Raw genomic sequence first — 9,394 nt, 5'->3', positions numbered from 1 at the left:
CTTCGCCAGTTCGCTTTGCTCGGGTGGGATGCCGCGGTTAGCCCACAGCATGAAACGCCTGGTTGTACACCTTTAGGGCAGCGACCAAAGGAAGCTCGCCCCAAAAACTGCACAACCGGTGAAGGATGCGAGGACTAAGAGTGGGCAGCCTGACGGCGGCAGATGTGTGGCTTCTGTATATGAAATAATTGTTTTCTGCCGCCGGAACGCCATAATAAGGATTTATTTGAAAAGATAAAACTTGCAACTTTCTTTTGTAGTAGAAAAGAGTTGTTGGACATAACAACTTATGAATGGCAAAAACCAGATTACTTAATTCAGTTTTTACCTGTCAAAACCACCACGGAAAGAGGCTGTTTCCAATAAATTAAAGTTTTATTAATTGCCTGTTAATATCTTTTTAGGTTAAATACGTGCTGTTCATCGACTTAAAACAACATTTCGTCGGAAGAAATATTAAATTATTAGAAATGAGGGTTTTTGCCTTTTAGAATGTTAATGGTATGTGAAATTACTTTGTATTTTCGCAATCCACTTTTTTCAAAATCGGTTAAAAGTGTCTTTGAGAATTAATGTTAACCCAATAATTTTTTAATGAAACAAATTTATTTATGGTTGTTTGCTTTCTTAATCAGTTGGCAAATACAGGCTCAGGTATCTTCGTATGCCTTTTCACAGTCTACAACTACATTTGCCGCGCCTGTAACGGGCCTGGTTGGTGCAGCCGGAACAGCTAGCGTTACACCGGCGGCAATTATTTCTTCTACTTCCTGGGATGACCAAACTGCAACACTGACATTGCCGTTTACATTCAAATTTGCCGGTACAAATTACACGACCGTATCACTTAGCTGCAATGGATTCCTTGTTTTTGGTTCCACCATTAGCGGAACAGGAATAACTTCTGCCAGTGATCCTACGGGAACCTATCTGTCAGGAACGGCTACAAACAACGGTTTTGCTGCTTTAAACATCGACCAGAATACACGCCCTGCGGTTGCCTTTACCGGAATACGGAGCGCCGGATCTAATGTACTAACAGGCGTTTCCAGTACTGCAGGACTTAAGGTTGGTATGCGTTGCGATGGGAACGGAATGACTGCAGGAGCCATAATTACTGCAATTGGCACAAATACCGTTACTCTTAGTACGAGTTCAAACAACGGAGGGACTGGTACTTCAGGAAATTATAGCGCCATAGGTGGTATTTATCCTGCCGTTACGGGTTCAACCGGAAGTCGGTCATACATAATTACTTTTGTATCTTCCCGTAGATATAATAATGCTACCGATAATTTCGACTATCAGATAATACTTCACGAAGGAACAAACGCCGTAGAGGTAGTTTATGGGCCAATGTTAGCTGGAGCTGCAAATTATAAAGCCCAGGTAGGTATTCGTACCACGACTTCAGATTTTAAATCAAGAACAACAGCTACCGATTGGTCCGCTACAACAGCAGGGACTATAAATACAGATGGATGTAGCCTGAATGCTATAGCTCCAGCGGCGAACCTCTCTTTTTCATGGACTCCGCCGGCTCTGGTTCCTTGTGTGACACCAACATCCCTTGCTACCGGATTGACGTTTAGCGCTGTAACTACCACGAGTTTAACCGGGTCATTTACTGCAGCTTCTACTCCACCCAGTAAATATCTTGTTGTTAGAAGTACAAGTGCAACCCCTCCGACTCCAGCAAACGGAACTACTTATAGTGTTGGTGACGTTACATTGGGAGCAGGTACGAACGTAAGACTTGCGTCAAACGCATTGACATTTACAGATTCTGGCCTTTCTGCTGGAACCAATTATTATTATCACGTTTTTTCTTATAACGATAATTGCACCGGAGAACCGTTTTATAGTGCCACAGCACTTACAGGTAATGCAACAACTGCATGTGCCGCTGCAACTTCTGTGGCGAGCAATACTGTAACTACGAACAGCGCAAATATTACTTGGACAGGAACAGGAACTTATGTGGTTGAATATGGCATATCTGGCTTTACTCCTGGAACAGGAGCTACTGCCGGAACTGGGGGAACGATAGCTTCTTCGGTAGCAACATCCCCGTATGCACTTTCAGGATTGACATCAAACACAGCCTACACGGTATACGTCAGACAAGTCTGTCCTTTAGGCGGTTATAGCGCAAACAGCAGTTCAGTTGCAGTAAATACAAGGGCAACTTGTCCTGCAGATTTTGGAATTGGAATGGTTAACATTGCTTCACTTCCATACAGCATTACCGCACAAACTACTTGTGGGAAAGGCAATCACGTTACGGCTTCAAATTACGGAGTAGTAGCAGGTTCTTCAAGCTATTATGGAGGTGAAGATGTCACTTACATTTTTACTCCAGCTGTAACTTCAACCTACGCAATCGCTTTTTCTACCGCTACAGATCAAGATGCTGGAATTATGTTGTATCAGGGATGTCCGTTCCTGACCACAAGTACCGTTGTTGGGTTCTCTCAGTCTACAAGCGGCCTTACGCGCAGCATTACGGCCAACCTTACTGCAGGTGTTACGTACTACCTGATTGTGGACAACTTTCCAAATCCTACATGCGTGACTTCTTATGATTTAAGTATCATAGAACAACCGATACCTGCATGTGCCACAGGATTTGTTCCGGCAAATGCTTCACCGGCAGCTCCTACCGCATCAGTATTGATATGGGATGCAATCCAATTCGCAACGTCTTATGATGTTTACTTTGGAACCAGTTCTACTCCACCACTTGTAACAAACGTTACAACGACTACTTATACTCCTGCGAGTCTTTTAAATAGTACAACATACTACTGGAAAATAGTTCCTAAGAATACGACCGGAGCTGCAACAGGCTGTACGACACAATCGTTCACGACAAGTGCGTACTGTAGTGCTACCTACTCAAGTGGTCCTGGTACAGTCGATGGAATTTCAAATGTAACCTTGGGAACATTATCCAATACGTCCACCAACAACACTAACGTACCTTACTCTACCTTCTTCAGTGGCGTAACTATACCTAGCCTTCAGCAGGGAACGCAACAAAGTGTTTCCATAACTTATGGATCAGACAGTAATCAGTATGGAGCAGTATGGATAGATTTTAACCAAAACGGAACATTTGAAGCCTCTGAAGGTTTTGTATCAACAGTCAATGCGGGTGCAAGCGGAACTTCTGTAATTCCATTTACAGTTCCTATTGGAGCTGTTCTTGGAAATACGACAATGCGCATTCGTGGAGGAAATGATTCTGCTTTAACTACAGCACAAGCTTGTGGAGCCGCAACAAGTAGTTTTGGTGAGACTGAAGACTATACCGTTAACATTGCGCCAGCACCTACATGTATGGCTCCTTCCAATGTAAACTTTACTGCAGTAACACAAACAACAGCCACAATTAACTGGACTGCCCCTTATATCACTTCCCCAGGATCTTACCAATATGAGGTGCGTTCCAGCGGCGCAGCAGGAAGTGGAGCAACAGGTCTTGTAGCTTCAGGCTCTGTTACCGCTCCAACTGTCACGGCTAATGCGGTCGGTTTGTCTGCAGCTACTACTTATTCTGTATATGTGGGTAGCGTTTGCGGAAGCGAAGTTTTATGGACAGCCGCAACATCCCTTACGACTCTTTGCAATCCGACTACCTCTTTGCCTTTCGCTGAATCTTTCGAATCTGCAGCCTTACCTGGTTGCTGGTCTACACAAGTTACAGCTGGAAACGCATGGGCTTCTGACGACACAAACACAAGCGTAACAGGAGGACATACAGGCACCCGTTTTATGGGACTTGACCCTGCGGCGGTAGTAAATAACACTTACCTGATTTCTCCTCAGTTCAATTTGTCATCTTATGGCACGCAAGCGAGAAGACTGAACGTTTGGGTTTACAGAGGAACCGCAGCCAATGCAGACCAGATTGATTTTTCTATCAACTCTACTGCTTCGGCAACCGGAGCTACATCGCTGATATCAATTCCACTTCGTTATACGGATGCCCCGGTTGTTGCCGCTCCGGGATGGTACAACTATACCGTTACTATTCCTGCCTCATTCAACACGACGGCATTTTACATTATCATTAAAGGAGCCAATGCTGTAAACACGAACGCAAATACCAGAGGTCTTGCATTCGATGATTTCAGAATTGAAGTCTCTCCTCCAACTATTTCAGGATTTAACCCTACATCCATTTGTTCAAATGACCTGACCACAACAGCAGTAACCATTTCTGGTACTAATCTGGAGTTCGTTAATGCTGTAACCCTTAACGGACAGTCGCTCACATTTGACACTCCAGCAACCGGAAGTGTGGTTGTACATTTACAAGCCAATTCACAAACAGGCACATTCACAGTCAATACACCATATGGAAGTGCCACAAGTGCATCAGCTCTTTCTGTTATCGAGAGCCCTGTGGTGGAACCTGTAGTAGGACCATCTGCAGTTTGTACTGGTTCAGCCATCACATTGACTACGGAATCAAGTGCCGGAAGCTGGTCTTCATCAAATACAGATGTCGCCACGGTTAATGGAGGAATTGTTACGGGTGTAGCTTCAGGAACAGCGGTAATCTCTTATTCGATAACCACAAATGGCTGTACGTCTGCTCAATCACAGACCATAACAGTAAACCCGGCAATCGTATCTACAGATCCATCCAATGCCAACGCTTTGCTGAACACACCAACACAATTCACTGTTAATTCGAGCAATGCCCAAACATTCCAATGGCAGGTTTCTGCTGACAGCGAAAACTTTGAAGATCTTACAGAAACAGCTCCTTTCCAAAATGTATCGGGAACGGTACCTGTTGATGGAGTTGTGACGTTGGATATCACTTCGGCAACAGAAGACCTTAATGGTTTATATTTCCGTGTTGTCCTCACAGGAACCGCTCCGTGTACACAATTTGTTTCTGCAGGTGCCATGCTTCTTGTAGGCCAAACCGGTATTGTTACCGGAACGCCGGCACCAGTTACGCTTTGTGGTTCAACGACCACTACCTTCACCGTACAGACTACCGGTGATGTTGACTTCTGGAACTGGTATGTGAATAAGAACCTTGGCGACGGTCCGCAACCAATCGATGCGGTTGCCGACGGGGTAACTTATGACACATCGACAAACGGTACCCTTGTTATAAGCGGAGTTTCTACCGCTAATAACGGATGGACATACTATATAGAGGTAGGAAGCACCACTTTCGAATCTTCTGTATATTCAAATGCATCTTTGACTGTTAACGAACCTGTGACTATCGCTACAGGAGGTCAGCCCATAAGCGAGGTTGTTTGTGGTAATACTGCCGGGAACAAAATATTCACTGTTAACGCTACAGGAACCACACTTACATATCAGTGGCAATACTCATCAACTGGAAATGCAGGTTCTTTTGTCAATATCCCTGGCTCAGCTCCTACTGGAATTTCATACAGCGGTGCTACAAGTAATGCACTTACAGTAAACTATTCCACTACCTCTCCTTTGGGAACGTATTACTATCAGGTTGTAATAAGTGGCGCTTCTGGTTGTTCTCCAGTAACTTCGAATGTGGCAAGCCTGCAGATTTTCACTCCACAAATCACTGCATCACCAGCTGCAGCGACAGTTTTTGCCGGAGCTTCTACGACTATGTCCGCTACGACGAGTGCTCCTGCCCCTTCTTATCAGTGGCAGTATTCGACCACAGTTAACGGAACATATGCCCCGGTTGCAGATAATACCCCTGCCGGAGTTACCTATTCCGGAGCTACAACTGCTACACTTACCATTAACACAGCAACTACGGCGGCTGCAAGTACGGCTCGTTTTTATCGTCTAGTGGTAAATTCGGGAATCTGCAGTACCGCTTCTACCGGTGCGCAATTAACAATACAAAACTATTGCGTTCCTGCAGGAACTAATGTCAACACTTACATCACAAATTTTGTGACTACGGGAGGATTGACCAATATTTCCAATAACTCAGGCGGGTATAATACTGGTGGTTATGGTAATTACTCTAATTTAAGTGCTTCTCAATACCAAGGCCAGACCTTGAGTTTCTCAACGACAACTACTTCGGGAAGTGGAACATCAATTTGGGTGGACTACAACAATGACCACACTTTTGATACGGCTACAGAAAGAGTATTCACTACAACTGCATATGGATCTAACCCAGCAGGATCATTTACAATTCCCGTAGGAACTGCACCTGGAAGCTATCGTATGCGTATCCTTCATGATTTCAATATAATTTCTCCAACTAATGCTTGTGGATTCCAGGCTAACGGAAGAGGAGAAGTTGAAGATTACACATTGACAGTTGTGGCACTTCCTGCTTGTACAGGCACACCTTCTGCAGGTAGTATTACTGCTAATGCTTCGACAATTATATGTAATTCAGGATCATTGACACTTACTGCTTCTGGATACACTACTCTTGTTTCCGGATTGCAATTCCAATGGTATAGTGTTAACAACGGATTGATTTCCGGAGCCAACACTTCCGTATATACCACTCCTGTACTTACAGCATCAGATTCATATTACTTAAGAGTAACTTGTACAGGTTCTAATCAAAGTGCAGATACGGCTCCGTTTGCTATAACTGTCACAGCTCCTACAATTGCATCTACAACCTCAGGATCGAGATGTGGTATAGGTTCAGTGGCTCTTCAGGCTACAGCAAATGGTGGCGATACCATTCAATGGTATGCTAATTCAACAGGCGGAGTTAGTCTTGCAACCGGAACGACGTTCAATACGCCTTCTATTTCCGGAACAACTACGTATTATGCTGCCGCTTCTACAAACCCAGCAGCCTACACTATTCCTGTCGGCACAGCGACCACTTTAACATTAAACGATGAGCAGCCAAGCGCGTTTGTGAACAGATGGTCAGAGTATCGCGGACAGTATTTATTTACTGCTGCCGAATTGAATGCAGTCGGCATTTATGGAGGACCTATAAATTCTATCGGATTTAACATTGCTACGCTGGGAAGTGGAACAAATGTGGGTGCCTATACGGTTAAGATTGCAACAACATCCCTTACGGCCCTTACATCGACATTCGTAGCTTCAGGCTTTACCACGGTTTATGGTCCTTCTACGTATACGCATGCTGTTGGAATGAACACCGTTCCATTTGCGACACCTTATATTTGGGATGGAATATCTAACATTGTAATTGATGTCACTCATACAGGAGCAAACTCTACCAACAATGCACAAACATATTACACTGCAACGGCAGGTAATACAGTAGTATACCAATATGCTTCGGGTGCGATAGCTTCAACTACAGGTACCACTTCAACCAAGCGTTTGAACATTACCTTTAATGGTAGCTCAGCTTGTGTTGCCAGTACACGTACACCAGTTACAGCAACGGTTAACACACCTCCTGCTATAACTCTTAGTGCTTCGACTGCAACAATTTGTCCTGGCCAATCCGTATCGGTCAACGTGTCTTCTGGTGCATCAAGTTATGACACCTTTGTATGGAGTCCTTCAACGGGAGTTTCAGGGTCTGTAGCAACCGGGTATACATTTAACCCTCCTGCAACAACCAACTACACACTTACCGCCTCACAAACTAGCGGATCTCTGTGTGCAAATACAGCTACATTCAATGTAACCGTTAACCCAGCACCGCCTATTACCACAAATGCAACTATCTGTCAAGGTGGTACGGGTTCACTCAGCGCTAATGCAGGTAGTACTACTTCTATTTCCGGAGCATGGACTGCATCTGACACAATCGGAGCCCGTCCTAACTCAACTGCCAACTCCACTACTTGTGGATTCAGTACATCTGTAACACGCAACTACGCAGTGACAACTTTCCAGGTTACCGCTACAGGAAGCTATGTATTCGAAATGAACCCGAGTGCAGACTATGATGGTATGGCCTATTTGGGCACAGCTGCAATGACTCCCGGAACTTGCTCTGCCGCATTTATAATCGGTGATGATGATTCTGATTCTGCCGGAGATGAGCCAAGACTTACCACAACCCTAACTGCGGGTGTGACATATAAGTTGGTTTCTACAACATGGTCTACATCAACCGGAACTTACATAGGAAACTTCGGTTATACTATAACTCCGCCATCCGGAGGTCAAGTAGTTCTGACTTATGAAGACACACAATGGTATACCCAATCTACAGGAGGCTCGCCAATTGCAACGGGATCTACATTTAATCCTGTAGGAGTTGCCGGTTCCGGAATTGCAAATGCTAATTCGGTAGGTGTATATACTTTCTATGCAGCCCGTCCTAACAATGCTTCTTGTCGTACGGCAGCAACATTCACTATCAATGCAAACGTAACCTATTATGCAGATGCAGATGGTGATACATATGGTAATCCAGCCGTTTCTCAGGTTGGTTGTTCCGGACCGATTGCAGGTTATGTAACGAACAACACAGATTGTAATGATGCCGATCCTACCAAGCACGCTTCATTCAATTTCTATGTTGATGCCGATCATGACACGTATGGAACGGGGTCTCCGGTTAGTGTTTGTGCGGTCGATGCCAATACGCCTCCGACAGGTTATTCTTTGAACAACACAGATTGTAATGATGCCGATGCTACCAAGCACGCTTCATTCGATTTCTATGTGGATGCAGATAATGACACTTACGGTTCAACTGTCAGTCAACAGGTTTGTGCTGTAAATGCAACAACACCTCCAGCCGGTTATTCTGTGAACAATACAGATTGCAATGATGGTGACAACACCAAATGGCAATCGGCCACGTTGTATGTCGATGCCGACTTCGACGGATACACCAGCGGTGCCTCCACCGTGACCTGTTACGGGGCTGCGATCCCTGCCGGATATGTAGCAACACTTACGGCCATCGACTGTAACGATGCCGTGGCAGCCATCAATCCAGGCCATGCCGAGGTACTGTACAACGGTGTCGACGACAACTGCGACGGCAACCTCGACGAAGGCTTCCAGCTGCTTTCCAATGTGATCAACGCACAGTGCGGCATCACCCTTGCGGCCATCAACTCGGTGATCCAGGTGACCACCTTCCCGAACATCACCCAGTACCGCTACCGTGTCTACAAGATCGTCGGCGGTGTGCCTACAGGTGCCCCTCAATACGTGGAGCGTCCTCAGGGATACTTCTCGTTCACCAACATGGCTTCCTACGACTATGCCTCCACGTACAGCATCCAGGTGGAGCTGCAACGAAACGGCACATGGCTCGGGTATTATGGGACGGCCTGCCAGGTATCGACCCCTGCCTTGCTCGACAACCCGAACGGTTCGGGAGCCATCAACCCGTCACAGTGCGGCATCCAGCTGGCCACCATCTCGACGCTCATCGCAACGCCTAGCCTTCTTGGGGCCACGGCCTATAAGTTCCGTGTGACCAACCAGACCGATT

General features: G+C 45.5%; 1 protein-coding gene. It reads left to right on the top strand.

The window, feature by feature from the left end; genetic code table 11:
• Nucleotides 1-594: 594 nt before the first annotated feature.
• Nucleotides 595-9,394, top strand: an 8,800-nt coding sequence (locus G6047_RS00515; protein WP_169525376.1) for a GEVED domain-containing protein, incomplete at its 3' end; no start/stop codon positions are given.

The organism is Flavobacterium silvaticum (genome assembly GCF_012911565.1).
Lineage (GTDB): Bacteria > Bacteroidota > Bacteroidia > Flavobacteriales > Flavobacteriaceae > Flavobacterium > Flavobacterium silvaticum.
This window is presented reverse-complemented; position numbering and strand designations above follow the sequence as displayed.